The following is a 22,792-nucleotide window of genomic DNA, read 5'->3' as shown; positions in this document are numbered from 1 at the left end:
CGGCATCAGGAACACCTTCCGGTTTGACACGTTCAGAAGGACAACTGGACGGAAGGAGATCTCCATGGAAGCCATGCGCATTATCGCCGCTCTGAGCCTGCTTGCGGTTGCATTGCCGGCAGGCGCTCAGGACAAGCAGACGGCGGTCGCCAATTTCGTCGGCAAGGACGGCAAGGAAGACGGTCGCGCACAGCTGACGGCTGCCGCCACTGGCGGCGTCCTGATCGAAGTCGAGATATCGGGACTGCCGGCGAACAAATGGGTGGCCTTCCATGTTCATGAGACCGGCCGCTGCGACGCCGCGACCCATCACGAATCGGCGGGCGGTCATTTCAATCCTGAGAAGGCGGAGCATGGCATTCTTGCCGCCAAGGGTCCGCACGCCGGCGACATGCCCAACCAATATGTCGGGCAGGACGGCGTGCTGCGGGCACAGATTTTCGACAGCATGGTCACGCTTGACGGCAAGACCGACGGTATTCGCGGCCGCGCATTGATGGTGCACGCCAATTCGGATGATTATCGCAGCCAGCCTTCTGGTGATGCCGGCGAAAGACTTTCCTGCGGCGTCATCCAATAGCTACGGCACAATTCCTTAAATCGGAATCGATTGAAGGACAAAGCTATGCAGCAATTTCAAAGTGCGCACAGCGTCGCTGGTCTTAAAAGGTCCGCGGCGCTGCAATGTCTTACTGCCGCGTCTGCGTCGGTCTTTCGGCGGTTGCCCCGCCATTGGACTTTTTTGACGGCGCGGCATCTGAAGCATTCGCCACAGCGGCAGGATTCTCGTCGAAGGCGAGTTTCACGCGCTTCACCATGTCACGGCTGACAAGCCACCAGTCGCCGGTCTTTGCCCAATAGCGCAGCGTTACGGAGATCGCACTGTCACCGAGGCTATCGATGAAGACGCTGGGTGCCGGTGACGTCAGCACTCTGGAATCAGCTTTGGCAAGGCCCATCAGCCTCTCCATCGCCAGATCGATGTCGTCCTCAGGGGCGACACTGATTTTCAGCTCGTCCCGCCGCGTGGGCTCGCGGCTGAAATTGGTAATCGGCGTGTTCCAGAGCGTCGAATTTGGCGCCAACCGGTAGAGCCCGTCGCCAGTTCTGAGTTCGGTCGCAAACAATCCGATTTCGCGCACCGTGCCGGCCACGCTGCTGGTCTCGATATATTCGCCGACGCGGAACGGCCTGAGGATCAGCAGCATGATACCGGCGGCGATATTCTGCAGCGTCCCTTGCAGCGCCAGTCCGATCGCCAGGCCCGCCGCGCCGAGGGCGGCGATGATCGAGGCGGTCTGGACGCCGAATTGACCGAGCACGGTGATGAACACCAGGATGAGCAGCGCATAGCGCAGCACATTGGTGAAGAATCGCGCCAATGTCTCGTCGATGCCATGAACGCGCGACAGGCCTTCATAAGCCCAGCGGCTGGCAAAACCGGCGAGTGTCCAGCCAAGGACAAGCAGGATCACCGCTCCGAGGACGGAGAAGGAATATTGCACGGCAAGTGCGCTTGCCTGGCTGAGTGCCGTTCGCGTGGCGAGGAGGACATCGGCTGCCTGTTGTTCCATGATCTGGCCCTGTCGGTTGTTCGTGGTCGGGGGCTAGATGGAGCGGCTGGCGGCAGCGTCAACCGCAGGCGGCGTCTCGGATCGCAAGCACGAAGGGCGCATTGCCGTCGGCATCGGCACCGCGTCCGATTGCCCGCACCGCCGCGACAAGCCGGCCGCCGCGGTTAAGCAGCGCGTCACCGATCTCGATCAGCCGGGCATTCGGCGTTGCGAAAGGCGAGGCGGCCCGCAGCCGGCCGGCAAGCGTTTCCTCGCTCTGATCGGGTGCCAGCGACAGCGCGGCAATGAGCGCTGCGGCCGGCGATCGCGACACGCCCATCCAGCAATGGATAAGCAGCGGCGTCTCCTGCCGCCACGAGGCGGCAAAGTCGATAATCCCGCGTACATGCGTCTCGTCAGGCGCCACGAGATCGCCGGTGCCTTTGAAGGTGATATCGTTCATACCAAGTGTCAGATGGCGCTCGGCCGCGATCACGCCCGGCCGGTGAAAGGCTTGCTCCTTGGCGATCAGGCTGATCATGTCACGCGCCTTGTGGCGCACTGCCATTTCTGCGATGCGCGACAGCGGCGAGACGACGATGAAGGTCACGACACCATCTCCCGTTCGACCTCGATCGCCGCGAAGCGCTCGCAGAACAACCGCTGCGCTTCGATCGCGGGCAGGGGCTCGATCATCAGCATGTCCTTGCTGATGCCGCGCGGCTGGCCGAAGAATTTCTGTGCCTCGGCGGGTGTGAAACCGGCAAGCACGGTCGCTTCGAAATAGGCGGCGATCGTGTCGGCTTTTTTGATCCGGTCCTTGAGATCGCGCGAGGGATGCGGCGGCAGGCCGAAGCGCAGATGCACGGCGGCCTCCAGCCGCTTTTCCACCGTCTTGTAGCCGCCGCCGACCACCGATTTGAACGGCGAGATCATGTCGCCGATCACATATTCGGGTGCATCGTGCAGCAGCGCCATCAGGCACTCCTGCGGCCGCGCGTCGTTGAAGCGGCGGAAGATATCCTCGACGACGAGACTGTGCTGGGCCACCGAAAAGGCATGATCGCCGGAGGTCTGGCCGTTCCAGCGGGCCACGCGCGCAAGCCCATGGGCGATGTCGATCAGTTCGACATCGAGCGGCGAAGGGTCGAGCAGGTCGAGCCTGCGCCCGGACAGCATGCGTTGCCAGGCACGCGGAGCTTTCGTCGTTGTCACGCGCTGGCCTCGTCGGCGCTGGCGGGAAAGACGAGACCGGACCATACCGGCAGGGCAAGAGAAACAGGCGTTTCGCCGGCCAGCAGCGGCGTGCCTGCCGCCATCGCGGCGCCGGCGCGGTCGATGCGCACGATCGCAAGTCCATTGCCGCCGTCGACCGAACCGAGCGTTCCGACCGGCTTGCCCGCGGCGGTAATCTCCGTCCCGGTCCCCGGCAGATCCGTTGCGGCGGACACCGTCACGACGCGCCGGCGCGCAGTGCCGCGATGCTGCATGCGCGAGACGACCTCCTGCCCGACATAGCAGCCTTTCCTGAAGGAGAGGCCGCCGTTGAAATCCATCAGCACGTCATGCGGGAAGGCGTCCTGCAGGGCGAAGTCAGATCCTGATGCGACGATGCCGTGGCTGATGCGCAGCGCGTCGTAGAGCGCCTCTGCATCATCTCCGTGTCTCCCTGCCCGGCGGGTCAGCGTGACGCCCGCCTTGGCGAAGCGACTGTCTCGGGCGCCTTGGCTGCCCTCGGCATCCTCGCCCCAGGAAACGGTGACACCCTCTTCGGTGCTTGGCGCAACTGTGACGGCGGCGCGCAGCTTGTACATCGTCAGCCGCTTCAGCAGGCCGTCGCGCTGGCCGGCATCGGTCTCGATCATGTAACCTTCGCCGTCCTGCCAGATCATGAAGTCGAACAGGATCTTGCCCTGCGGCGTCAGCAATGCCCCGGGCCGCGCCTCGTCGGCCCCGAGCGCAGTGATATCGGTGGTGATCAGGTTCTGCAGGAAGGATTGGGCCTCCGCGCCGCTGACGAAGAGCAAGGAGCGGTCTTTTAGGAATACGGCTGGCATGGCGGAACCTGTCGCGTTGGTCATCGCTCAGAGGTATGTCTTCACGAGGTGGATCGCAAGCGCCATGCGAAACGTGAAAAGCGCAGGCGAGACAGGCATCAATCGCCCGCTGTGAAGAATTTCCATTTACCCTCAGGCGTAATGCCGAGGCGATAGAAATTATATCCGCCGAATTCCTGCATGTCGGAGAGATCGCCGGCCGTGACGATGCGCAGCAACTCGACGCGCTCCGGCGGTGTCAGCGACTTCAGGTCCTTCTCGGCAAAATAGGGCCAGACATACATGTCGTCTGCTGTGCCCTGGCCGACATGCACGAAGCCGGTCGAGATGATGTCGAGCATGATGGCAAGGATCTCGTCGCCATCGGGATCACCCGACAAATCCTTCAGCGTGCCGATCGGATCGTCGGTCGGTTCGCCCACAGTCACCTGCGTTTGGTCGGCGCCGGCGCCCATCAGCGGCCGCAGCCGCTCGAGATCGCCAGAGGCAGCCGCCTCGACGATCTGCTCGCGCATCTTGCGAACCGGCTCTGGCACCTTGCTGATGTCGTAGATCACCTCGGCGGGCTTGGAATTGTCCTGAGCGCCCGGCGTCTTGTCGACACCCTGATTGTTCTGGTTGTTGACCAGCGGATCGGCCATGGGAACACCGGGAGTGGTCCCGCCCTGCGGCTGGCTCTGTCCCTGAGCGCTTCCCTGTGCGGGCGGCGCCTCATTGGCCGCCTGGCCGGGGATCTTGTGCAGTTCGGAAAGCGCGTAGGCTGCCGGCGCAAGGAAAATATTGCCGGCGGCGAGGCTGAACGCAAGCAGCACCGGCGCGAGCGAAATTCGCGAAACTTTCTCTTTACCGGTGTGCATCAAACTCTCTGATAAATTATTGCAGGGTGCGGTTCGCGGAGAATTCGCCGGCAAGCATGCGCTCACGCAGCGAATCGAGCAGGGCTTCGGCGCTCTTTTCCCCATGCAATCTGATCGTCTCGCGCAGCGCATGTGCAATGGCAGCATCAGCGATGATTTCAGGCTCGATCCCGTCGGCCATGCCGTCGGCCCAAGCCTCGTTCTGGTACTCCAGAGCTGCCTGCATCTTTTCGTGGACGATCATGTCGTCGATGTCGTTGAGGCTTGCTTCCATTGTCTTTTCCTCAGAACTTCTCATGTCTTACTGCACAGTTAACAACACTAACAGCCTTTTCCCAAAACGACACGTCCGCTTGCGAAAACAGGTTAATTAAACGTCAATTTCCAAAGCGCGAGGTAATTTCTGTGGCAAGTGTTGCACCTTCGTTACGGTAGCGCTCTTCTGCCACGATGGCCGCCGGGGTGCAATCCGTATAGACCGAGGCGAAGGCGCGATAGCCGCGATTGAAGGCCGCCGTCAGCTTTTCCTTGCGCTGCGGCTCGTTGCCGGTCTCCGAATCGAGCAGCTGCTGCATGCCGTTTCGCCACTCGTCGCCACCCGCCGCCTTGCAGAGTGTTCTCAGATAATGCACCGAACCCAGCACCTCGGCGAACCGCGCCAGCTTGTCGTCATAGGGCACGCTCACGATCGGCGGTGCAATCTCCTCCTCCTGTGGAGGCGGCGTATTCTTGCCCTGCGCCATCGTGGGGCCGGCGAGCACGAGCAGGGACAGAAAGACGCGTCGAACGGGAATCATGCTCACAGTTGATACGCTCAGCATGACGGCAACAAGGCGTGCTTTAAAATTTCCACGTCTATTCGCCGCCCGAAAGCCGCTCTGCGCATTCGAGCACGCTCTGTGGCACGGGCAATTGCCGGATTTCCTCCACAGTGTACCAGCCGAGGGCGGCCGCATCGTCGGCGGCTTCCGCCACGGCATCTCGATCCGCATCGACGCGAAAGACCGACAGCAGGAAATGGCTGTTGACGCTGCCGTCGGCCGCATGCGTCTTCAGGTCGTAGGTCGAGAATAGCCGGGGATTGCGTGCCGAAATGCCGGTCTCTTCATGGAGTTCGCGCAATGCGGTTTGCTCCGGCGTTTCGCCGGGCTCGGCCCGCCCACCGGGAAAGGCGTACATATCGGCGGAAGGCGGGTTGCGCCGCAACACCAGAAGGAATCGTCCGTCGCGTTCGAGAATGGCGGCGGAGCCGGGTTTGGCGGTAGAGATCATCGGAGGCTGCTCTGTTGCTGTGATGATTTATCTTATCGGATGAATAGTGCGACGGGGATTCGAAAGGTGCTTCCGTGACCTACATCATCTTTGCCTTTGCCGCCCTCTTCGAGATCGCCGGCTGCTTTGCCTTCTGGGCATGGCTGAAGCTCGAAAAGCCCATCTGGTGGCTGGCGCCGGGCATAGTCTCCTTGGCGCTTTTCGCCTGGCTTCTGACGCTGGTGCCGAGCGAAGCTGCCGGCCGTACCTTCGCGGCCTATGGCGGCATTTATATCCTCGCCTCGCTGCTCTGGCTCTGGCTGGTCGAAGCCCGCGTGCCTGATCGTTACGATATCGGCGGTGCGCTGATCTGCCTTGCCGGTGCCAGCCTTATCCTCTTCGCGCCGAGAGGCTGAGGCGTCTTGACCGGATACGAGCCGGGTGCAAAGACAGACCGATGTGTGGACGTTTCGCCCTGACAGTCTCCAGCGTCGACCTGAGCGACGTCTTCTCCGGTCTCGATCGCGACGATTTTCCGGCGCGCTACAACATAGCGCCGACGCAGCCGATCCTCGTCGTCATATCAGGCGAGGGCAGAGAGCAGGGCAGCAACTTGGCCGATCGGCGCGCCGTGCTCGTGCGCTGGGGCCTCACGCCGGGCTGGGTCAAGGATCCGAGAGATTTCCCGCTGCTGATCAACGCGCGCTCCGAAACCGCGATTGGCAAGGCCTCTTTCCGCGCCGCCATGCGTCATCGCCGCGTGCTCATTCCGGCCTCCGGTTTCTATGAATGGTATCGCCCGTCGAAGGAAAGCGGCGAGAAGCCGCAGGCTTACTGGATCAGGCCGCGCCAGGGTGGAGTGATCGCCTTTGCCGGGCTGATGGAGACATGGTCCTCGGCCGACGGCTCCGAGGTCGATACCGGCGCGATCCTGACGACGTCAGCCAATTCGGGCATTTCAGCGATCCATGATCGCATGCCTGTCGTCATCAAGCCCGAAGATTTTTCGCGCTGGCTCGATTGCAAGACGCAGGAACCGCGCGAGGTGGTCGACCTGATGCAGCCGGTTCAGGATGATTTCTTCGAGGCCGTACCGGTCTCCGACAAGGTCAACAAGGTTGCCAACATGGGTCCCGACCTGCAGGAGCCGGTCGTCATCGAAAAGCCGCTGAAGGCGCCCGACAAGCACAAGCCTGACGACGGCCAACTCAGCTTCTTCTAAACACTATCCGTATAGCTGCAGGGCCGTCGGCGACCGATCGGCGCCGACGTCTCAGATGAGCGGCGGCGATGCGTCGCTTCGTCCATCAGGTTTTTCGGGTTGTGCTTATGTCGCCAGAGCGTTGTCGGGAGACTTCCGGCGACCGCCTCGTCATTCACTTCGTCAGCGGTGCCTAACGCATGTAACCCGAAAGCACGCATGATTCCAATTTGAAGCCTTCCGCCTCAAGCGGATTTTTTGACGCTGGTCGGCTTATGCTTCGCCATCAGCGATGCTGCGGCAACAGCCTTCAGGCCGACGGGGCGATAGTTAGCGGCGAGATCTGGCTTGGCCGCCTGCTGTTCGCCGGTACTGCTCTTCTTCGAAGTCACGATACTCTCCTTACGTGGTTCTTCCCTGGGTAATTTATAGTTTGATGTTTCGTCACGAATAGCGACAAAACGGGGGCGTAGCTTATCAGGATTTGTAAACGCCCACCATAATTCGCGAGGCTTAACTGAAGCCTACGTTGGTTAATACTTACTGAAGAGAGCAGTTCCAATAAAAGTCAGAACACGGTTTTCTGGGGAAAAGCACGGAATAGTTTTCAACCGGACAAGCGCAGAGTTTTCTCCCGGGGAAAGCGCATGCTTTTCCCGGGGATACGTCTCAACGAAGGGAGAGAAGCATTTTCCGTCATTCGGAGAAATCCGGAAATGTTCGGAGATCAGATATGCCGGCCGATATCGTCGTCGCCGATGCCGGGTTCCTCGATCGTCAGCGTCCCGTATTTCCGCCGCCATTTTCGTGCGCCGAAGGGGAGCGATATGAGGTAGGCGGCAACGGTGAAGACCATCACCTCCCAGGTGTAGCTCATCAGCAGAGCCACATAGAGCACGACGCCGAGCATCATCGGCAGCACGAGATCGCGCCGCAAGCGATTGCCTTCCGATTTTCCCGACCAGACCGGCAGCCGGCTGATCAGCAGGAAGGCGATGACCACCGTGTAGATCGACGAGAGATAGGCGAAGGTGCGGTCCGTCGCCAGCCCAAGGAAGCCGAGATAGACCGGCAAGAGCACCAGCATGGCGCCGGCCGGCGCCGGCACGCCGACGAAATATTCCGACTGCCAACTCGCCTTGTTCTCGCGTTCGGCCATGACATTGAAGCGGGCAAGGCGAAGCCCGGCGGCGATCGCATAGATCAGGGCGGCGATCCAGCCGAGAGAACGCGCCTGGTCGAGCGCGAAGACATAGACGACGAGGGCGGGCGCGACGCCGAAATTGACGATGTCGGCAAGCGAATCCATCTGCGCCCCGAACTTCGAAGTCGCCTTCATCAGCCGCGCCACGCGCCCGTCGATGCCGTCGAGAAAGGCGGCGAGCAGCACCATGGCGACGGCGAGCTCATAACGGTTCTCGAAAGCCAGCCGGATGCCGGTCAGCCCGGCACAGATCGCCAGAATGGTGATCAGGTTCGGAAAGACGAGCCGGAGCGGGATTTCGCGCAGACGCGGGCCGCGGGCGGAATCATCAGGTCCATTGGGCTCGAAGGGCGGAAAGGGCGTTTCCATATCGACGTTCCTAGCTGCGGCGGCTGATGACGGGACCCTTGGCGGAGGCGAATTCGGCGATCACGGTTTCTCCCGCAACCGCCGTCTGGCCAAGCGCGACGCGTGGCGCAGCACCGGCGGGCAGGAACACATCGAGCCGCGAGCCGAAACGGATCAGTCCGAAGCGCTCGCCGGCATCCACCGGCTCGTTGGGGTTCGCCCAGCAAAGGATGCGCCGCGCCACCAGGCCGGCGATCTGCACCACGCCGATCTGGCCGTGGCCGGTTTCGATCACCAGCCCGTTGCGCTCATTGTCTTCGCTCGCCTTGTCGAGCTCGGCGTTGACGAAGCTGCCGGAGCGGTAGTTGATGCTGACGATGCGCCCGCGCATCGGCGCCCGGTTCACGTGGCAATTGAAGACGTTCATGAAGACGGAGATGCGCAGCATCGGCTCGGAGCCGAGATTGAGCTCGGCCGGCGGGGTCACCATCTGGATCGCCGAGACCTTGCCGTCGGCGGGAGAGATCACCAGGTCGTCGTCCTGCGGGGTCACGCGTTCGGGATCACGGAAGAAATAGGCGCACCAGAGTGTGAAGATCATGCCGATCCAGAAGAGCGGCTTGAAGATCCAGCCCAAGACCAGCGACGCGACGAAAAAGGCGGCAACGAAGGGATAACCTTCCTTGTGCACGGGGACGATCGTGTTGCGAACCGTGTTGAACAGGCTCATGGCTGCCGGTCTCCTTGCGTTTTCATTTTTGCTGGTTAGCGAAAAACCGTCTCTGGGGCAATGCTGTGGCCTCGGCCCTGGTTCCCGCGCCGGGGTTCTGAACAACAAAAGCCGGCCGGCGTCGGTTTACCCTGTCAGCTTGCCGGAGCAAGCCGCGTTATCACGCCGAGGTCGTCGCTTTCGCGCACCTGCTTCAGATGTTCCTCCGCCTGTGTCGCCTCGCGCTGGCGGTTCCACATCGAAGCATAAAGACCGTCCCTTTCGAGGAGGGCGGCATGTGTTCCGCGCTCGGCGATCTCGCCGCTTTTGAGCACGATGATTTCATCGGCACCGATCACCGTCGAAAGCCGGTGGGCGATGACCAGCGTCGTGCGGTTTTTCGAAACCAGGTCGAGTGCCTCCTGGATCTCCCGTTCCGTCGTCGTGTCGAGCGCCGACGTCGCCTCGTCGAGGATCAGGATCGGTGGCGCCTTGAGGATGGTGCGGGCGATCGCCACCCGCTGCTTCTCGCCGCCCGAAAGCTTCAGCCCGCGCTCGCCGACCTTGGTTTCGAAACCCTCGGGCAGTGTTTCGATGAAATGCGCGATCTGCGCCACCTCGGCGGCGGCAAAGACTTCGCCGTCGCTGGCCGATGTGCGACCGTAGCGGATGTTGTAGGCGACCGTGTCGTTGAAGAGCACGGTATCCTGCGGCACCATGCCGATCACCGAGCGCAGGCTCTTCTGCGTCACCGTGCGGATATCCTGACCGTCGACGGTGATTGCGCCGCTCTGGATATCGTAGAAACGATAGAGCAGGCGCGACAGCGTCGATTTGCCTGCACCCGACGGACCGACGACGGCGACGGTCTTGCCGGCCGGCACTTCGAAGGAAATGCCTTTCAGGATCGGACGGGCCGCATCATAGGCGAAGTGCACGTCCTTGAAGGAGATCGCGCCCTGGCCGATCCGCAGTTCGGTCGCATCGGGCGCGTCTTTGACTTCGGTTTGCACCTCAAGCAAATCGAACATCTGCTCGATGTCGGTCAGTCCCTGGCGGATTTCGCGGTAGACGAAGCCGATGAAGTTGAGCGGTACGGAAAGCTGCAGCAGCATCGAATTGACGAAGACGAAATCGCCGACCGTCTGCTCGCCGCGCTGCACCGCCAGCGCCGACAGCACCAGCATGATGGTCGTACCGATGCCGAAGATGACGCCCTGGCCGAAATTCAGCCAGCCGAGCGAGGTCCAGACATCGGTCGCCGCCTTCTCGTATCGTTCCATCGATTTGTCGAAACGCTTTGCCTCCATCTCCTCATTGCCGAAATATTTGACGGTCTCGAAATTGAGGAGAGAGTCGATCGCCTTGGTGTTGGCGTCGGTATCGCTGTCGTTCATCGACCGGCGGATGGCGATACGCCAGTCGGATGCGCGGATCGTGAACCAGATATAAGCCCAGACGGTGAAGGCGGTAACGGCGAGATAGGAGAAGCCGTAGCCCCACCAGAAGATCGCTGCCGTCAGCAGGAATTCGATGACGGTCGGGACCGAATTGAGGATCGTGAAGCGCACGATCGTCTCGATACCCTTGGTGCCGCGCTCGATAATGCGCGACAGCCCGCCGGTCTTGCGCTCGAGATGGAAGCGCAGCGACAGCTCGTGCATGTGCACGAAGGTCCGGTAGGCGAGCTGGCGCACCGCATGTTGTCCGACACTGGCAAAGAGCGCGTCGCGCAGCTGGTTGAGGCCGAGCTGGATCAGCCGGGTGATGTTATAGGCGATCACCAGCGCGATGGCGCCGGCCAGCAGCGGCGGCACTGAGCCGGCAAGATCCATCCTGCCGTTCAGCGCATCGGTCGACCATTTGAAGAAATAGGGAACGAGCAGCAGGACGAATTTGGAGATCAGCAGGTAGACCGAGGCCCAGACGACGCGCATTTTCAAGTCGGGCCGGCCGGCCGGCCACATGTAGGGCCAGAGGTTGAGAAGCGTCTGCGCCAGGTTGGATTCCGAGACTGTCTTGCCGTTTGCCATGCTTGTCTCCAGCCCGGATGGGCTTGCCCCGATTGAGGCGCTTCGATGTCGGCAAGAGCGCGGAACCGGGACGGGCCTGAAAGCGCTTCCCACAACCCGCAGCCGCCACCGCCAGATAGGGTGCCGGGCGGACGAATACAACAATTGCTGGGGTAAGGAAACGACAAGGCCGGGCGCTTATCCCGCCCGGCCTTGTCGTGTTGTTTTACAGCTTAGAGATGCTGGCCGGACATGCGCTTGCGGTGCAGCTCTTCGGCATTCGGCAATACATCCTTCGGCAGGCCGAAGATCTGACCGGGGCGAATGCGATCGGGATTCATGATCTTGTCCTCGTTGGCGATATAGATCGTCGTGTAACGGACGCCGAGGCCATAGGTGCGGCGCGAGATCTGCCACAGCGTGTCGCCGCGGCGAATGATGACCGCCGCGTTGTTTGCCGTCAGCGGCGCCTGTTCGATCGTCTTCGGCTGGTTGCTTCCGACATCGTCTGCAGATGGCGTTGCCGGCGCGGGTGCAGCGGTGAGTTCGGCGATCATCCCACCCAGCTTGTCGAGTGCGGCACCGACGGACTTCGCATCCCCAGGCAAGCCTTGCAGCAGCTTCAGCGCATTGCCGGCGATCTGCGAGGAGGAACCCGACGATTGCTTGAAGACATCAGGCGCATCGGCGGCCGGACGGAAGTCGGAGACGGAGCGCAGCGCGAATTCCGTTGCCGAGCGCGCCGCCGCAAGCTGTTCGGCCCCGGGCAGCTTGCCATCGGCAAATAGCCCCTTCAGCAGCCCGAAGGCCTTGCCGACTTCTGCTTTGAGTTTGCCGAGCTCGCCTTCGTCGAGCGGCACCATCGAGGAAGCACCGTTCGCGTCGGCGGGCGCCGATTGCGCGGCAACCCTCACCTGATCGCCGGCCGGGCGATTGAAATTCACCGCCGCACGCACGATCACCTTGCCTGCGGGATCGACGACATCGACGCGGATCTTGTGGTCGCCGACCGAAAGCGCCACCACGCCGTCGATGACGAAATGGCCGTCGGAGCCCGCCGTGTCCTGGCCGACGAGGCTGTCGTCGGCATAACCGATGACCTTGGCATTGGAGCGCGTCGTGCCGGCAATGAAGATCTTGTTGCCTTCGATCTCGACGGCATTGACCATCACGTCGGGCATATTCGTCTTATCCGGTGCTGCGGTGCCGGGAATGGCCGGCGCCGTATCAGCGCCACCGGAGGGGGTGTCGGTGAGGTTCGGCGTCTGCAAAGCCAGCTCGCCGGTTGCCGGCTTGTCAGCAGGCGGCACCATCGGATTGGAGGCATCGGCAACTTCGGTTCCGGCCTTCGGCGCGGTGATGATGCGGCTCGCCGCGCCGGGTTTGGAAACCATGGCGAGCAGATTGGCGCCATTGCCGTCTTTCGGCACGGAGATGGTCGCGACTTCTTCGGAAAGCGTGCTCTTGCCGTCCTTGCCCGTGAACTTGAGCACGAGCTGATGGTCGCCGGCCGGAAGCGGATCGTCGAGAACGGCAGCAAAATCGCCGCTCGCATCGACATTGGCCGTCGTCACCACCTTCTCGCCGTCGAGCACCTCGAGCTTGCCGTTCGGTTCGGCCGAACCGGCGATCACCGTCGATCCGTCGGGCTCGACGCGCAAGACGTCGAAGGCCGGAAGCTTCGGGCCGGTATTTTCCGCTGCCGTATTCGCCCCAGGGGCGGTGTCCGGCGCACCGGTCAGCGCAACCTCGGCCTTGGCGATCGCGGCAAGCGCATCGGCAATGCTCTCGGGCAGCGACCGGACAATGGCGAGCGCCTTCGCGCCACCGTCCTTGGCCTTGGCGGCAAGGGTCTGGGTCGCGGGATCGAGGCCCTCGGGAATGGTGAAATCGGCAAGCGCGGTCAGCGCGTTGACGGCCTTGGTCTTGGCGGCAGTGAAGACATCGATGGCCGGGCCTTTGCCGTCGGCAAACAGCGCCTTGAGCTCACTGAGCGATACGCCGGCATCGGCCGAAAGGCGACCCACCTGGTCGGCGACCGCAGCCGCGTCGCCCACGGCGGAGCGCGATGTCTTTGCCGCCTCGTTAACCGTGTTCTTGACCTCCGTGCCCGCCTGGTTGATGGCGTCGCCGACCTTGGTTGCATCGCTGCCGATGCGCGGCATGACGACAAACACCATCAGTAGGATTGCGATTGCGAGCACTGCAAGGGCCAGCAAGCCGGCACGGTTCTTCATCATTATGTCTCCCAAGGCGGCAATTTGCCGTAATACCCAAAATTGCTAGCGATTCCCGTTGCTTTCCACAAGCATTCAAAGCAATTAGGCAAGCTAGGCATGCTGCTTTTCAGTCAATTTTCTTGACTGCATTGAAATGGAATAGTTGTTTTGCCCTCATGACCGAACAATCTGTATCGATTCGATCCATCTGCGTTTACTGCGGCTCCAGGCCGGGACGCGATCCTTCCCACATGGCGGCCGGGCGTGCTCTCGGAAGAGAGATCGCCGAATACGGCCTGCGCCTCGTCTATGGCGGGGGTACCAAAGGCATCATGGGCGCGGTTGCCAGCGGCGTGCTTTCCGGCGGCGGTCAGGTCACGGGCATCATTCCCGAATTCCTGATCGATATGGAAGCGACTCGCCACTCGCTCGGTCAGCTCAACGAACTCATTGTAACCCCTGACATGCATGCGCGCAAACACACCATGTTCGAGCGCTCCGATGCCTTCGTGGCGCTGCCCGGCGGCATCGGTACGCTGGAGGAGATCGTCGAGATCATGACCTGGGCGCAGCTCGGCCGCCACGAGAAGCCGATGGTCTTTGCCAACGTCAACGGTTTCTGGGATCCGATGATGGAACTGATGCGCCATATGACCGAGGAGGGCTTCCTGCACACCGCCCACCGGGTGCAGCCGCTCGTCGTCGACGAGATCTCCGGCATTATTCCGGCGATCATGGCCCAGGCAGCCCAGCTCGCCGCCGATCGTGACGGCGAGGAGGAAGTGATTTCGAAGATGTAGGCGCGCGGCGTCGGAGATGCTCGCGGCTTCAGCGCGCCCGGCTTCCCTTCAGCATCGACCAGCTATAGAGGAACAGCCCCGCCCAGATCAGCGGGAAGGCGATCATGCGCGCCGTGCCGAATGGCTCGTGGAAGACGAAGACGGCGATCAGGAAGATCATCGTCGGCGCGATATACTGCATGATACCGATCGTCGAGAGCTTCAACAGCTTGGCGCCGTTCGCATAAATCATCAGCGGCACGGCGGTGATGACGCCGCAGCCGAGCAGCAGGGTCGTGTCGGCAAGACCGGTGCGATAGAAGTGGCCCTGGCCGCTGCCGAATTCCAGATAGAGGATATAGAGGAGGGCCGGCCCGCTGAGGATCAGCACTTCGAGGAAGAAGCCCTGGTTCGGTCCGAGTGGCAGCGTCTTGCGCAACAGGGCGTAGAAACCCCAGCTGATCGCCAGCGTCAGCGCCACCCACGGGATGCCGCCGCTATCCAGCGCGAGAATGGCGACGGCAAGCGCCGCAAGCACGATCGCGGCGATCTGCAGCGGCTGCAGCTTTTCCTTGAGGAACACCGCGCCGAGGAAGATGCTGAACAGCGGATTGATGAAATAACCGAGTGCTGCATCGAGCGAATGGCCGGCACCGATCGCCCAGACATAGGTGCCCCAGTTGACGGTAATCAGCGCCGCCGTCAGCGCCGCCATCGCCAGCATCCGCGGTGAGCTGAGTGCTGCGCGGATGTCCTGTGTGCGCCCGAGCACGATCAGCACGATGCCCGCCAGCGGCAGTGACCAGACGATGCGATGCGCGATCACCTCGGCCGGCGAGATATGCGCCACCGCCTTCATGTAGATCGGCAGGAAGCCCCAGAGCAGATAGGCCGTCAGCGCGAAGGCGAACCCGCGCGGACTGTCTTCGTTCTTGGCCAACGGAACGGATGCATCGGTCGACATCGGTGTTTCCATCTTTGTTCTTCTTCTGATCCGGCCTAGCTTAAGCGCCGTGAATAGGCCAATTCATTTCGTTGAATGAAGGGTGAGAGGATTTGAAGCGGAAGACGAAGCGACGGACGCGAAGCTATCCGACGCCCTGTGGTGGAGAGCGACGTCCGAAGGAAGCGAATGGTATTCGGGCGAGGGCTGGGGTCTCGTCGCCGAGCCGGCGGAATAGGTTTATTCCGCCGCGATCTTGCCCGCCAGCTGTCGGTTCTTCATCAGCTTGTAGATGACCGAATCCATCAGCGCCTGGAACGAAGCGTCTATGATGTTCTCCGAGACGCCGACGGTCCACCAGCGCACTCCGTCGCTGTCGGTGGATTCGATCAGCACACGGGTGATCGCCTCCGTGCCGCCATTGAGGATACGCACCTTGAAATCGGCAAGCACCAGGTCGTCAATCTCGTGCTGGTATTTGCCGAAATCTTTGCGCAGCGCGAGGTCGAGTGCGTTGACGGGGCCTTCGGCATCGGCAACCGACATCAGTGTCTGGCCGTCGATGGTGATCTTGACCACTGCCTCCGAGACGATCTTCACACGGCCGAGACTGTCGAAGCGGCGTTCGATCATCACGCGGAAGCCTTCGATGGTGAAGAATTCCGGGATCGTGCCGAGCGTTCGGCGCGCCAGCAACTCGAAGCTCGCATCCGCGCCCTCATAGGCATAGCCGATGGATTCACGTTCCTTGACGATCGAGATCAGCAGGTCGAGCTTCGGGTCGTCCTTGGCAACCGCGATGCCGCGCCGCTTCAGCGCATTGATGAAGTTTGCCTTGCCGCCCTGGTCCGACACCATGACCTTGCGGAAATTACCGACGGTTTCCGGCGGCACGTGTTCATAGGTCCGCGGATCCTTGAGCAAGGCGGATGCATGGATGCCGGCCTTGGTGGCGAAGGCGGAGGCGCCGACATAGGGCATCTGGTGGTCGGGCGAGCGGTTGAGCAGCTCGTCGAAGGCATGCGAGAGCCGGGTGAGGTTGAGCAGCCGCTCCTCGTCGATCGCCGTTTCGAAACGTGTGTTGTAGGCGCTCTTCAGCGCTAAGGTCGGGATCAGCGTCACCAGATTGGCATTGCCGCAGCGCTCGCCGATACCGTTGAGCGTGCCCTGGATCTGTCTGACGCCGGCGTCGACAGCGGCAAGCGAATTGGCGACCGCCTGGCCGGTGTCGTTATGCGCATGGATGCCAAGACAGTGGCCGGGAACGCCCGAGGCGATCACCGCCTCGACGATCGCCCGCACCTCCGGCGGCTGCGTGCCGCCATTGGTGTCGCAGAGCACGACCCAGCGTGCGCCGCTCTCATAGGCCGTCTTGGCGCAGGCGAGCGCATAGGCTGGATTGGCCTTGAAGCCGTCGAAGAAATGCTCGCAATCGACGATCGCTTCCTTGCCGGCGCCGACTGCTGCCTTGACGCTTTCGGCAATGCTTTCGAGGTTTTCCTCATTGGTGCAGCCGAGCGCCACCGCGACGTGATAATCCCAGGTCTTGGCGACGAAACAGACGGCGTCGGATTTGGCCTGCAGCAGCCCGGCAATGCCGGGATCGTTGGAGACCGAAACGCCCGCTCGCTTCGTCATGCCGAAGGCGACGAAGCGGGCCTGGCCGGTGCGCTTCTCGCTGAAGAAGGCGGTATCCGTCGGATTGGCGCCGGGATATCCGCCCTCGACATAATCGAAGCCGAACTCGTCCAGCATGGCGGCGATCGCAATCTTGTCCTCGACGGAAAAATCGATGCCGGGCGTCTGCTGCCCGTCCCGGAGCGTCGTGTCGAAGAGATAGATGCGTTCTTTCATGTCGTTTCCTCCCGGCGGGCGGGTGTTGTTTTCTGTTGTGCGGAAGCCCCCTCATCCGCCCTACGGGCACCTTCTCCCCGAGGGGAGAAGGGGCAAGCCGCGTCGTTCGCCTTGTCCCCTCTCCCCTCGGGGAGAGGGTTAGGGTGAGGGGGCCTCACGGTACGGCTTATACCTTCCCGGCAAACTGATCCGTCGCCCGGATCAGCCGATCGAGAATCCCGGGCTCCGAATAGGCATGGCCCGCCCCCTCGATCAGGTGGAACTCTGCCCTCGGCCAAGCCTTGTGCAGCAGCCAGGCATATTTGGCCGGGCAGGGCATATCGTAGCGTCCATGCACGATGACGCCGGGAATATCCTTGAGCCTGCCGGCATCGCGGATCAACTGTCCCTCGTCCATCCAGCCGGCATTGACGAAGAAATGGTTCTCGATCCGCGCAAAGGCATAGGCGAATTCCGCCTCCTCGAACTTGCCGCTCGTCGAAGGTTCCGGCAGCAGCGTGATCGTTTCGCCTTCCCAGATGCTCCAAGCCTGCGCGGCTGCAAGGCGCACCGTCCGATCCTCATGCGTCAGGCGGCGATGATAGGCATGCATCATCTCATGCCGCTCCTCCGGCGGAATGGGAGCGATGAAGCGCTCCCATTTATCCGGGAATATTTCCGAGACGCCGAACTGATAGTACCAGTCGAGCTCGGCCTTGGTCAGCGTATAGATGCCGCGCAGAATGAGTTCGGACACGTGCTCCGGATGCGTCTCGGCATAGGCGAGCGCCAGCGTCGAACCCCAGGAGCCGCCGAATACCTGCCAGCTGTCGACGCCTATCATTTCGCGCAGCCGCTCGATATCGGCGACGAGGTGCCAGGTCGTGTTGGCATGGAGTTCCGCATGCGGAGTCGACCTGCCGCAACCGCGCTGGTCGAACAGCATGACGTCGTAGAGAGCAGGGTCGAAGAGCCGGCGGTGGGCGGGTGAGATGCCGCCGCCCGGACCGCCATGCAGGAAGACAGCGGGCTTGGCGCCCGGCGTGCCCGAGCGCTCCCAATAGATCACATGGCCGTCGCCGACATCGAGATGGCCGGAAGCATAGGGCTCGATTTCGGGATAGAGCGTGCGCAGTCTCTCGGTCATATCTTCACGCCTTTTGCGGGCCACACTTCGGTGTCGTGGTCGGGATGCTGGAAGGAGATGATCGCCTCCTGCCGTGCGTAGAAATCCTGATCCTTCAACACCGGCGCCTCGAAGATTTCCTCGACCCAGGGCAGGCGGGCCTCGTAATTGACCTGGATCAGCGGCGCGAGGTCGCTGCGGTCGTCGAAGGTGCCGATCGCAAGCTCCAGCCCGCCCGGATGACGATAGGTCATCGGCGTGCCGCAATTGCTGCAGAAGCCGCGCTCGATATTGACCGAGGACTGGAAGTAGCTCGGCTCGCCGCGCGTCCACTCCATGCCTTCCTCAGGCGCGGTGACGAGCGCGGAGAAGAAGCCGCCGAACTGCTTCTGGCACATGCGGCAATGGCAGATCGAGGGGCGCCCCAACTTGCCTGAGATGCGGAAGCGCACGGCGCCGCACTGGCATCCGCCTGTCTTGATCGTGTCCGTCATGAGGTCTCTCCGAGGGGCCAGCTTTTCGTGTCGTGGTCGGGGTGCTGATGATTGCTTGCCGCGATCGCGGTCTCGCGGTCGGGTGTTTCAGGCTCTGGTTCGAGCGGCAGGCCGTCCAGCGCATGAAACCAGGACATCTTGCGGCCGGTGTTCGATTGCGCCACCGGCTTGACCGCATCGGGATTATCCAGCGTGCCAAGCGTGATATTGATGAAATCAGTCTCCGGAATGTCGTAGAACAGCGGCGTGCCGCACTCGCCGCAGAAACCGCGCCGCACCAGGTCCGAGGACTGAAACCATTTCGGCGCGCCGCGCGTCAATTCGAAATCCTGACGCTTTGCCGCAGCCAGCGGCATGAAATAATTGCCGGCCGCCTTCTGGCACATGCGGCAATGGCAAAGATGGGGATAGCCGAGTTCGCCTTTGGCGCGATAACGCACTGCCCCGCACTGGCACCCGCCGCTTCTGTCCGCTTCCGCCGTCATCCGAGCTCCTTGGGTGGCCATGCCTGCGTCTCATGATCGGGATGCTGGTAGGAAACGAGTTCGTGCAGGAAAGAGCCCGCCGTCAGATCCGCCTCGGTTCTTTCTCCAGGCAGTTCGTGCAGATGATCGACGAATCCGATTTTGCCTTCCACACCCCATTGAATGGTCGGCGGAAACGCCGAAGGATCGTCGAAAGCGCCCGCGGCAATGGCCATTCCATCCGGTGCCTCATAGGTCAGTGGCGTGCCGCAATCGCCGCAGAAGCCGCGCTCGACGAAGTTGGAAGAGCGGAATCTTTTCCGCTCGCCGCGTGTCCATTCGAAATCGGCGCCGCGCGCCGAGACCAGCGGCGCATAATAGGCCCCGAACGCCTTCTGGCACATGCGGCAATGACAGATCGACGAATCCTTGATGTCGCCGCTGACGCGGAAACGGATCGCGCCGCATTGGCAGCCGCCGGTATAGGTCGTCATCTCTTGACCTCCCACGTCGTCACGCGCTCGCCGGTCGCCGCATCCTTGCCGTCCTTCAACTGGATGCCCTTCGCCGTCAGCTCGTCGCGGATTTTGTCGGCCTCAGTGAAGTTCTTCGCCTTCAGCATTTCGAGACGCATCGCAACCAGCGCATCGATTGCCGATGCGACGGCCTCGTCGATCTCCATCTTTTTCGGCAGCAGGCCCAAAAGGTCGGCCGTTGCGGCAAAGACGGCACGGGCTGTGGGATCCGCATGGGCAGCCTGCGCCAGCGCATGCAGCGCCTGCACCGCAGCGACCGTGTTGAGATCATCAGCCAGCGCGTTCAGCACGGTTTCGTCGGGCGTCGCGTCGCCAGCCTCGGCCGGCGGCCACTTGGCAAGCAGCCGCTCCGCCTCTTCGAGACGCTTGATCGAGAAGTCGATCGGCTCGCGGTAGTGCGTCATCAGCATGGCAAGACGCAGCACTTCGCCCGGCCACCTGCGGCCGCCGAAGACTTCGGTGTGCAGAAGGTCGTAGATGGTGACGAAATTGCCCTCGGATTTCGACATCTTGCGGCCTTCGACCTGCAGGAAGCCGTTATGCATCCAGACATTTGCCATCACCTCGGTCCCGTGAGCGCAGCGCGACTGGGCGATCTCGTTTTCATGATGCGGAAAGATCAGGTCCAGCCCACCGCCATGAATGTCGAAGACATCGCCGAGATAGCGCTTGCTCATCGCCGAGCATTCGATGTGCCAGCCGGGCCGGCCGCGGCCCCAGGGGCTCTCCCAGCCGGGCTCGTTATGGCTCGACAGCTTCCAGAGCACGAAATCGCCCGGATTCTTCTTGTGCGCGTCGACGGCGATGCGGGCGCCGGCTTGCTGCTCGTCGAGCGGGCGCTTCGAAAGCTGACCGTAATCCGCCATGGATTTGGTGTCGAACAGCACTTCGCCTGATGCGACATAGGCATGGCCGTTGCCGATCAGCTTTTCGATGATTTCGGTCATCTCTTCGATATTGTCGGTGGCGCGCGGCTCGAAGCTCGGCTCCAGGCAGCCGAGTTCGGCGACATCGGTGTGATATTGCGTCTCGGTCTTTTCGGTGACCGCGCGGATCGCTTCATTGAGCGGCAGGCCCGGATGGTCCCGAAGTGCGCGGGCATTGATCTTGTCGTCGACGTCGGTGATGTTGCGGGCATAAGTGACGTGGTCTTCGCCATAGACATGACGCAGCAGCCGGAACAGTACGTCGAAGACAATGACCGGCCGGGCATTGCCGATATGAGCGAAGTCATAGACGGTCGGGCCGCAGACATACATGCGGACATTGTTGGGATCGATCGGCGAAAACACCGATTTTTCCCGTGTCAGCGTGTTGTACAGCTTCAGTTCCGGCGTCGCGTCCATTTCACTCTCCCAAATGCACGATCAGAAAAATATCGCGACCGGCGGACCGGGGCGTTTCGCATCTTGACTATTTGGGAGACGAAAACGGCCGGGCCAGCGCTCGCGCTAGCGAATAATCTTCCGGCAGATAATGCAGATAACCGTTTTCATGGCGAAGGTTATGGCTTGCGCCGGAAAAAAGGTCAAGGGTCTGCTGTTTGTTCTGGCGGCGGTCGGACACATAACAACTTCCGGAGGAATGAGGTGATGTCTGTTCGTTTCAGGAAATTTCGAATACGAAGCGAAGCTATCATCTAGGAGGGCGGAGAATGTTGGGTCTATTTGGAAAATCCAAAAAGAAGACGATTGTTGTCGTCACACTGAATGCTCGCCTTCAACCCATGGATAGGGCGCCGCTGGAGGATGCTCTGGACGCCTTTATGGAGCAACGCGGGCATGGCATGAGGGTGGTTGGGGGTGGAACGCTGCAGCAACCGAGCGGCGAGATCAAAGAATGCGACATCGAAATGGAAGTCGACAATCCCACAGATGCACGATTGACCCTGCTCATCAACGTCTTGGAATCCATGCTTGCGCCAATCGGATCGACTCTGCACATCCCAGGTCAGCAGGGGATCGATTTCGGGCGCCAGCATGGTCTGGCGATCTATGTTAACGGAACCGATTTACCGGCCTCGGTCTACGAAACTTGCGATATCAATCACGTGGTGGATGAATTCGGACGGCTTCTTGAAGGCGTTGGTTTGGTCGCAAGTAATTGGCAGGGTCCACAGGACACGGCGCTTTACATATATGGCGATGATTTCGAAACGATGGTATCGCGCCTGAAACCATTCCTCGACAGCTACCCGTTGCTCGAACGGTGCCGGATGGAAAGAATCGCGTAAAAGCCCATGCCGCTCGACCCGGGCATAGCCCTGGTTCACACTCCGAGCGGTGCGCACGCTGGAGCTCGTCCGCCATTTTCACGGCGCAAATCGCGAATAGCCAATTGGCAGATTGCTGAAAATAGGGGGAATGAGTGAGAAGCTTGGTCTGGGGAACGATCGGAGCGACTGCAGTTCTGGCGGTCGCATTCGCTGCATATTTCGCATACGATTTCGGGATGCTTCGCTTCAACAATCCCTCTCTCAGCAACTATCCGATCCAAGGCATCGATGTCAGCCATCACCAGGGCGATATCGATTGGAAGGTCGTTGCCGCGCAGCCGAATGTCCGTTTCGCCTTCATGAAGGCGACCGAAGGCGGAGACCATCGGGATTCCAAGTTCGCCGACAACTGGCAGCGCGCCAGAGATGCGGGAATGGTCCGGGGCGCTTATCATTTCTTCACCTTCTGCCGCCCGGGCAAGGATCAGGCGCAGAATGTCCTGGCGACCGTGCCGAAGGAGCAGGGAACCTTGCCCATCGCCGTCGATCTGGAGTTTGTCGGCAATTGCAGCAAAGTCCCGACCCTCGAGGAAATGGTTGCTGAGGTGAACGCCTTTTTCACCGAGCTGAAGAGCACTTTTCCGGAAAAGCCTATTTTCTACGTCACGCAGGAGTTCTTCGATCAATATCTGAAAGGCAATGAATCGCGCTTTCCCGACCACTATCTATGGCTGCGTAGTGTGTTCAGGGAACCGAGTCAGGAAGCGTGCAGTCATTGGTCGATCTGGCAATTTGCCGACAACGGCACCTTGGACGGCATCCAGGGACCGGTTGACCTCAATGCGCTATGCCCGTCGGAAACGGGCCTGGCGCATCTATTCCCCGCCGTCGCTGCGCATTGATACGTCTACAGCGCCGCGCGTCTTTTCGAGAGCCGCAAAGGACGCTGTAGCACTTTGAACTCTGCATAATTTTATCCTTAAATCGGTAC

Annotated in this window: 26 protein-coding genes; 6 read left to right on the top strand and 20 right to left on the bottom strand. The window is 61.4% G+C overall.

Features of this window, described 5'->3' with window-relative positions:
* Window positions 1–64: 64 nt before the first annotated feature.
* Entirely contained in the window at window positions 65–580 is a 516-nt protein-coding gene (locus OIU37_RS11640; protein ID WP_171601004.1) for a superoxide dismutase family protein, read from the top strand.
* Window positions 581–689: 109 nt separating this feature from the next.
* Here the strand turns inward: OIU37_RS11640 and OIU37_RS11635 are convergent, their stop codons facing one another.
* From OIU37_RS11635 to OIU37_RS11600, 8 genes are all read right to left on the bottom strand, one after another.
* Entirely contained in the window at window positions 690–1,574 is an 885-nt protein-coding gene (locus OIU37_RS11635) for a mechanosensitive ion channel family protein (protein WP_171601003.1), read from the bottom strand.
* Between the two features lie 58 nt (window positions 1,575–1,632).
* On the bottom strand, window positions 1,633–2,163 hold the full coding sequence (locus tag OIU37_RS11630) for a tyrosine phosphatase family protein (RefSeq protein WP_180693314.1): 531 nt from the start codon (window positions 2,161–2,163) through the stop codon (window positions 1,633–1,635).
* On the bottom strand, window positions 2,160–2,768 hold the full coding sequence (locus OIU37_RS11625) for a YfbR-like 5'-deoxynucleotidase (protein ID WP_029872987.1): 609 nt from the start codon (window positions 2,766–2,768) through the stop codon (window positions 2,160–2,162). Before OIU37_RS11625 ends, OIU37_RS11630 begins: the two co-directional genes overlap by 4 nt.
* Window positions 2,765–3,610, bottom strand: a complete 846-nt coding sequence (locus OIU37_RS11620; RefSeq protein WP_180693313.1) for a folate-binding protein YgfZ — start codon at window positions 3,608–3,610, stop codon at window positions 2,765–2,767. Before OIU37_RS11620 ends, OIU37_RS11625 begins: the two co-directional genes overlap by 4 nt.
* Before the next feature lie 98 nt (window positions 3,611–3,708).
* A complete protein-coding gene (locus tag OIU37_RS11615; protein WP_171601000.1) occupies window positions 3,709–4,467 on the bottom strand; it encodes a hypothetical protein in 759 nt (252 codons plus the stop codon).
* A gap of 16 nt (window positions 4,468–4,483) precedes the next feature.
* Window positions 4,484–4,741: a hypothetical protein gene (locus OIU37_RS11610; protein ID WP_003546972.1), complete on the bottom strand. Its 258-nt coding sequence runs from the start codon at window positions 4,739–4,741 to the stop codon at window positions 4,484–4,486.
* A gap of 103 nt (window positions 4,742–4,844) precedes the next feature.
* Window positions 4,845–5,288 (bottom strand): TIGR02301 family protein, encoded by a 444-nt coding sequence (locus tag OIU37_RS11605; protein ID WP_011651218.1) that lies wholly within the window; start codon window positions 5,286–5,288, stop codon window positions 4,845–4,847.
* Window positions 5,289–5,322: 34 nt separating this feature from the next.
* Window positions 5,323–5,739, bottom strand: coding sequence for an NUDIX hydrolase (locus OIU37_RS11600; protein WP_171600999.1), 417 nt, complete (start codon window positions 5,737–5,739; stop codon window positions 5,323–5,325).
* 74 nt (window positions 5,740–5,813) lie between these two features.
* Between OIU37_RS11600 and OIU37_RS11595 the strand changes: the two genes are divergently transcribed.
* Both OIU37_RS11595 and OIU37_RS11590 read left to right on the top strand, forming a co-directional pair.
* Complete coding sequence (locus OIU37_RS11595; protein WP_171600998.1) at window positions 5,814–6,134, top strand: YnfA family protein; 321 nt, start codon at window positions 5,814–5,816, stop codon at window positions 6,132–6,134.
* 41 nt (window positions 6,135–6,175) lie between these two features.
* On the top strand, window positions 6,176–6,940 hold the full coding sequence (locus tag OIU37_RS11590) for an SOS response-associated peptidase (RefSeq protein WP_264257559.1): 765 nt from the start codon (window positions 6,176–6,178) through the stop codon (window positions 6,938–6,940).
* A 224-nt stretch (window positions 6,941–7,164) separates the two neighbouring features.
* Here the strand turns inward: OIU37_RS11590 and OIU37_RS11585 are convergent, their stop codons facing one another.
* From OIU37_RS11585 to OIU37_RS11565, 5 genes are all read right to left on the bottom strand, one after another.
* Window positions 7,165–7,311, bottom strand: a complete 147-nt coding sequence (locus tag OIU37_RS11585) for a hypothetical protein (RefSeq protein WP_003558132.1) — start codon at window positions 7,309–7,311, stop codon at window positions 7,165–7,167.
* A 335-nt stretch (window positions 7,312–7,646) separates the two neighbouring features.
* Window positions 7,647–8,492 (bottom strand): CDP-diacylglycerol--serine O-phosphatidyltransferase, encoded by an 846-nt coding sequence (gene pssA, locus OIU37_RS11580; RefSeq protein ID WP_171376506.1) that lies wholly within the window; start codon window positions 8,490–8,492, stop codon window positions 7,647–7,649.
* Between the two features lie 10 nt (window positions 8,493–8,502).
* Window positions 8,503–9,306 carry a phosphatidylserine decarboxylase gene (locus tag OIU37_RS11575; protein ID WP_264257558.1) on the bottom strand — a complete coding sequence of 268 codons (804 nt, stop codon included), beginning with the start codon at window positions 9,304–9,306 and terminating at the stop codon, window positions 8,503–8,505.
* A 29-nt stretch (window positions 9,307–9,335) separates the two neighbouring features.
* On the bottom strand, window positions 9,336–11,213 hold the full coding sequence (locus OIU37_RS11570; RefSeq protein ID WP_171600995.1) for an ABC transporter ATP-binding protein/permease: 1,878 nt from the start codon (window positions 11,211–11,213) through the stop codon (window positions 9,336–9,338).
* A 212-nt stretch (window positions 11,214–11,425) separates the two neighbouring features.
* Window positions 11,426–13,432 carry a LysM peptidoglycan-binding domain-containing protein gene (locus OIU37_RS11565; protein ID WP_264257557.1) on the bottom strand — a complete coding sequence of 669 codons (2,007 nt, stop codon included), beginning with the start codon at window positions 13,430–13,432 and terminating at the stop codon, window positions 11,426–11,428.
* 155 nt (window positions 13,433–13,587) lie between these two features.
* Here OIU37_RS11565 and OIU37_RS11560 point away from each other — a divergent pair, with 155 nt between their 5' ends.
* Complete coding sequence (locus OIU37_RS11560) at window positions 13,588–14,211, top strand: TIGR00730 family Rossman fold protein (protein WP_240602422.1); 624 nt, start codon at window positions 13,588–13,590, stop codon at window positions 14,209–14,211.
* Between the two features lie 28 nt (window positions 14,212–14,239).
* Here OIU37_RS11560 and rarD read toward each other — a convergent pair whose 3' ends face one another.
* The 7 genes from rarD to cysS all read right to left on the bottom strand — a co-directional run bounded on the left by rarD (window position 14,240) and on the right by cysS (window position 20,932).
* Window positions 14,240–15,154, bottom strand: a complete 915-nt coding sequence (gene rarD / locus OIU37_RS11555; RefSeq protein WP_264257556.1) for an EamA family transporter RarD — start codon at window positions 15,152–15,154, stop codon at window positions 14,240–14,242.
* 219 nt (window positions 15,155–15,373) lie between these two features.
* Entirely contained in the window at window positions 15,374–16,987 is a 1,614-nt protein-coding gene (cimA, locus tag OIU37_RS11550) for a citramalate synthase (protein WP_264257555.1), read from the bottom strand.
* Between the two features lie 166 nt (window positions 16,988–17,153).
* Window positions 17,154–18,113, bottom strand: coding sequence for a prolyl aminopeptidase (pip, locus tag OIU37_RS11545; protein WP_264257554.1), 960 nt, complete (start codon window positions 18,111–18,113; stop codon window positions 17,154–17,156).
* Window positions 18,110–18,586 (bottom strand): GFA family protein, encoded by a 477-nt coding sequence (locus tag OIU37_RS11540; RefSeq protein ID WP_264257553.1) that lies wholly within the window; start codon window positions 18,584–18,586, stop codon window positions 18,110–18,112. The genes pip and OIU37_RS11540 overlap by 4 nt, the downstream gene beginning before the upstream one ends.
* The gene (locus tag OIU37_RS11535) at window positions 18,583–19,071 is read right to left on the bottom strand and encodes a GFA family protein (protein ID WP_180693305.1); all 489 of its coding nucleotides are present in this window, start codon (window positions 19,069–19,071) and stop codon (window positions 18,583–18,585) included. The genes OIU37_RS11540 and OIU37_RS11535 overlap by 4 nt, the downstream gene beginning before the upstream one ends.
* On the bottom strand, window positions 19,068–19,544 hold the full coding sequence (locus OIU37_RS11530) for a GFA family protein (RefSeq protein ID WP_180693304.1): 477 nt from the start codon (window positions 19,542–19,544) through the stop codon (window positions 19,068–19,070). Before OIU37_RS11530 ends, OIU37_RS11535 begins: the two co-directional genes overlap by 4 nt.
* On the bottom strand, window positions 19,541–20,932 hold the full coding sequence (gene cysS, locus OIU37_RS11525) for a cysteine--tRNA ligase (RefSeq protein WP_180693303.1): 1,392 nt from the start codon (window positions 20,930–20,932) through the stop codon (window positions 19,541–19,543). Before cysS ends, OIU37_RS11530 begins: the two co-directional genes overlap by 4 nt.
* A 308-nt stretch (window positions 20,933–21,240) precedes the next feature.
* On the opposite strand from cysS, the gene OIU37_RS11520 reads away from it, so the two are divergent.
* Window positions 21,241–21,819 carry a hypothetical protein gene (locus OIU37_RS11520; protein ID WP_180693302.1) on the top strand — a complete coding sequence of 193 codons (579 nt, stop codon included), beginning with the start codon at window positions 21,241–21,243 and terminating at the stop codon, window positions 21,817–21,819.
* Window positions 21,820–21,953: 134 nt separating this feature from the next.
* The gene (locus OIU37_RS11515) at window positions 21,954–22,703 is read left to right on the top strand and encodes a glycoside hydrolase family 25 protein (protein WP_264257552.1); all 750 of its coding nucleotides are present in this window, start codon (window positions 21,954–21,956) and stop codon (window positions 22,701–22,703) included.
* The last annotated feature ends 89 nt before the right edge of the window (window positions 22,704–22,792 follow it).

It is taken from the genome of Rhizobium sp. BT-226 (assembly GCF_025847085.2).
GTDB classification, from domain to species: domain Bacteria; phylum Pseudomonadota; class Alphaproteobacteria; order Rhizobiales; family Rhizobiaceae; genus Rhizobium; species Rhizobium sophorae.
Note: the sequence above shows the minus strand (reverse complement) of the source record. Positions and strands in the feature narration are given on the sequence as shown.

Coding starts and splice junctions, on each gene's coding strand:
- OIU37_RS11640 (WP_171601004.1), top strand. CDS start 65: ATGGAAGCCATGCGCATTATCGCCGCTCTGAGCCTGCTTGCGGTTGCA.
- OIU37_RS11635 (WP_171601003.1), bottom strand. CDS start 1,574: ATGGAACAACAGGCAGCCGATGTCCTCCTCGCCACGCGAACGGCACTC.
- OIU37_RS11620 (WP_180693313.1), bottom strand. CDS start 3,610: ATGCCAGCCGTATTCCTAAAAGACCGCTCCTTGCTCTTCGTCAGCGGC.
- OIU37_RS11615 (WP_171601000.1), bottom strand. CDS start 4,467: ATGCACACCGGTAAAGAGAAAGTTTCGCGAATTTCGCTCGCGCCGGTG.
- OIU37_RS11610 (WP_003546972.1), bottom strand. CDS start 4,741: ATGGAAGCAAGCCTCAACGACATCGACGACATGATCGTCCACGAAAAG.
- OIU37_RS11605 (WP_011651218.1), bottom strand. CDS start 5,288: ATGCTGAGCGTATCAACTGTGAGCATGATTCCCGTTCGACGCGTCTTT.
- OIU37_RS11600 (WP_171600999.1), bottom strand. CDS start 5,739: ATGATCTCTACCGCCAAACCCGGCTCCGCCGCCATTCTCGAACGCGAC.
- OIU37_RS11590 (WP_264257559.1), top strand. CDS start 6,176: ATGTGTGGACGTTTCGCCCTGACAGTCTCCAGCGTCGACCTGAGCGAC.
- pssA (WP_171376506.1), bottom strand. CDS start 8,492: ATGGAAACGCCCTTTCCGCCCTTCGAGCCCAATGGACCTGATGATTCC.
- OIU37_RS11570 (WP_171600995.1), bottom strand. CDS start 11,213: ATGGCAAACGGCAAGACAGTCTCGGAATCCAACCTGGCGCAGACGCTT.
- OIU37_RS11565 (WP_264257557.1), bottom strand. CDS start 13,432: ATGATGAAGAACCGTGCCGGCTTGCTGGCCCTTGCAGTGCTCGCAATC.
- OIU37_RS11560 (WP_240602422.1), top strand. CDS start 13,588: ATGACCGAACAATCTGTATCGATTCGATCCATCTGCGTTTACTGCGGC.
- rarD (WP_264257556.1), bottom strand. CDS start 15,154: ATGTCGACCGATGCATCCGTTCCGTTGGCCAAGAACGAAGACAGTCCG.
- cimA (WP_264257555.1), bottom strand. CDS start 16,987: ATGAAAGAACGCATCTATCTCTTCGACACGACGCTCCGGGACGGGCAG.
- pip (WP_264257554.1), bottom strand. CDS start 18,113: ATGACCGAGAGACTGCGCACGCTCTATCCCGAAATCGAGCCCTATGCT.
- OIU37_RS11540 (WP_264257553.1), bottom strand. CDS start 18,586: ATGACGGACACGATCAAGACAGGCGGATGCCAGTGCGGCGCCGTGCGC.
- OIU37_RS11535 (WP_180693305.1), bottom strand. CDS start 19,071: ATGACGGCGGAAGCGGACAGAAGCGGCGGGTGCCAGTGCGGGGCAGTG.
- OIU37_RS11530 (WP_180693304.1), bottom strand. CDS start 19,544: ATGACGACCTATACCGGCGGCTGCCAATGCGGCGCGATCCGTTTCCGC.
- cysS (WP_180693303.1), bottom strand. CDS start 20,932: ATGGACGCGACGCCGGAACTGAAGCTGTACAACACGCTGACACGGGAA.
- OIU37_RS11520 (WP_180693302.1), top strand. CDS start 21,241: ATGTTGGGTCTATTTGGAAAATCCAAAAAGAAGACGATTGTTGTCGTC.